The organism is Ramlibacter aquaticus (genome assembly GCF_015159745.1).
Lineage (GTDB): Bacteria > Pseudomonadota > Gammaproteobacteria > Burkholderiales > Burkholderiaceae_C > Ramlibacter > Ramlibacter aquaticus.
Genome location: NZ_JADDOJ010000161.1, coordinates 1 through 1,507, shown reverse-complemented (window position 1 = coordinate 1,507; position 1,507 = coordinate 1). Strand labels below are relative to the sequence as shown.

The 1,507-nt window shown below is 73.0% G+C and carries 3 protein-coding genes; 1 reads left to right on the top strand and 2 read right to left on the bottom strand.

From position 1 onward, the window contains the following. Positions 1–10 precede the first annotated feature (10 nt). Together IM725_RS19915 and IM725_RS19910 are read right to left on the bottom strand one after the other, a co-directional pair. Entirely contained in the window at positions 11–532 is a 522-nt protein-coding gene (locus tag IM725_RS19915; protein ID WP_193782381.1) for a DUF4188 domain-containing protein, read from the bottom strand. Between the two features lie 67 nt (positions 533–599). Further along, positions 600–944: an HNH endonuclease gene (locus IM725_RS19910; RefSeq protein ID WP_227753986.1), complete on the bottom strand. Its 345-nt coding sequence runs from the start codon at positions 942–944 to the stop codon at positions 600–602. Positions 945–1,071: 127 nt separating this feature from the next. Between IM725_RS19910 and IM725_RS19905 the strand changes: the two genes are divergently transcribed. Continuing rightward, positions 1,072–1,494: a DUF2844 domain-containing protein gene (locus IM725_RS19905; protein ID WP_193782380.1), complete on the top strand. Its 423-nt coding sequence runs from the start codon at positions 1,072–1,074 to the stop codon at positions 1,492–1,494. Positions 1,495–1,507: the final 13 nt, after the last annotated feature.

Sequence of the window (1,507 nt, the reverse complement as noted above, 5' to 3'; positions counted from 1 at the left end):
CCCTTCTGAGTCAGCGCCCGCCGTCCGGGTTGGGGTAGGGCGGCACGGCCGGCTCGCCCTCCATGCCCGCCCGCCGGCGCGCCGTCAGCCGGGCGCCCGTGGCGGGGCCGTGCGTGCCCACGCGGGCCAGCCCGCGCCGCGGCATGTTGCCGTAGATGCACTCGTAGCCGCCCGGCTGCACCAGGTAGGTCTCGTGCCAGATGCCGACCGAGCCATCGGCCCCCACGGCCTGGTTGAAGCGCTTCCAGGCGCCCAGGTGGCTGGCCTGCGGGTTGCGGGCGAAGCGGTCCAGCTGCTCGAAGGAGCGCCAGTACTGCACCAGCGCCACCCCACGCCAGTACAGGTAGGTCTCCGCATGCAGCAGGCCCATGTCCGGCTGGGCCTGCAGTTCCGCCAGCATGGGGCCCATGGCGCGCGCCACCGGCAGCCACTTGTGCACGGCCCACAGGCGGTTGATGCGCAGGCCGATGAGGAACACCACGAAGGGGCCCTCGACGTCCGCGGTGTAGCGGCCCTGGAAGATTCGGTCCATGCGATCGTGCCCCTGAAGAAGAAGTCGCCGATCTTGGGGCGAGGGGCCGCGTCCGGCAAGCCCGCGTTCAGCCGCGGCGCAGCGCCCGGCTCTTGCGCGTGCGTTCGTGGAAGTGCGGCGGCTTGCTGCTGACCCAGCGCGCGAAGGCCGCCACCTGCGGGTGGCCCAGCAGGGCCTGGGCGCTGTGGTACTGGCGCGCCAGCGCGTCCTCGTCCAGCAGGGCGTGGACCTGGCGGTGGCAGATGCGATGCAGGATGGCCGTCTCGCGCCCGCCCCGCGAGCGTGGCACCCAGTGGTGCGCGTCCTGTTCGGCCGGCGGCACGGGCCGCAGGCACAAGGGGCAGATCGGTTCGGCCGGCGCTTGCGGTTCCGGCCGTGCCAGCCGGTGGATCTTCTTGATGCGTCCCAGCATGGGCGCATGCTCGCACGGCTTGCCTGCCCCTTGCCGGCAGCGGTAATTCCATGCGGCCTGCTGCCATTTTGTGGTGCGCGGCCGACGCCGGGGGAACCTTCGGGCGTATATGCTCCTCCTCATGGCCATGACCCGTAGACGATGGATACCCGTAGCGGCCTGCCTGGCCGCTTCCTGGACGGCGGCGGCCCACGCCGAGCTGGGCAGCCTGCCCCAGGCCGGCGCGGCCGCGGTGGCGAGCGCGCCCACCTGGCGGCAGTGGCAGTCGCAGCAGGCGGACGGCACCGTGATCAACGAATTCGCCGGGGCCGACGGCCAGGTGTTCGCCCTGAGCTGGCAGGGGCCCGTCAAGCCCGACCTGCGCGCGCTCCTGGGGCCGCGCTTCCAGGCCTTCCTGGCCCGCGCCGGGCGCCCGCGCGGCCCGGGCGCGGCGCATGTCACCACGCAGGATTTCGTCGTCAGCAGCAGTGGCCACATGGGCGCCTTCCAGGGCGCTGCCTGGATTCCCTCCCGTCTTCCCGCCGGCTTCGACCCGGCCAGCCCGAAATGAGCGCCCCCCGTTC

Coding starts and splice junctions, on each gene's coding strand:
- IM725_RS19915 (WP_193782381.1), bottom strand. CDS start 532: ATGGACCGAATCTTCCAGGGCCGCTACACCGCGGACGTCGAGGGCCCC.
- IM725_RS19910 (WP_227753986.1), bottom strand. CDS start 944: ATGCTGGGACGCATCAAGAAGATCCACCGGCTGGCACGGCCGGAACCG.
- IM725_RS19905 (WP_193782380.1), top strand. CDS start 1,072: ATGACCCGTAGACGATGGATACCCGTAGCGGCCTGCCTGGCCGCTTCC.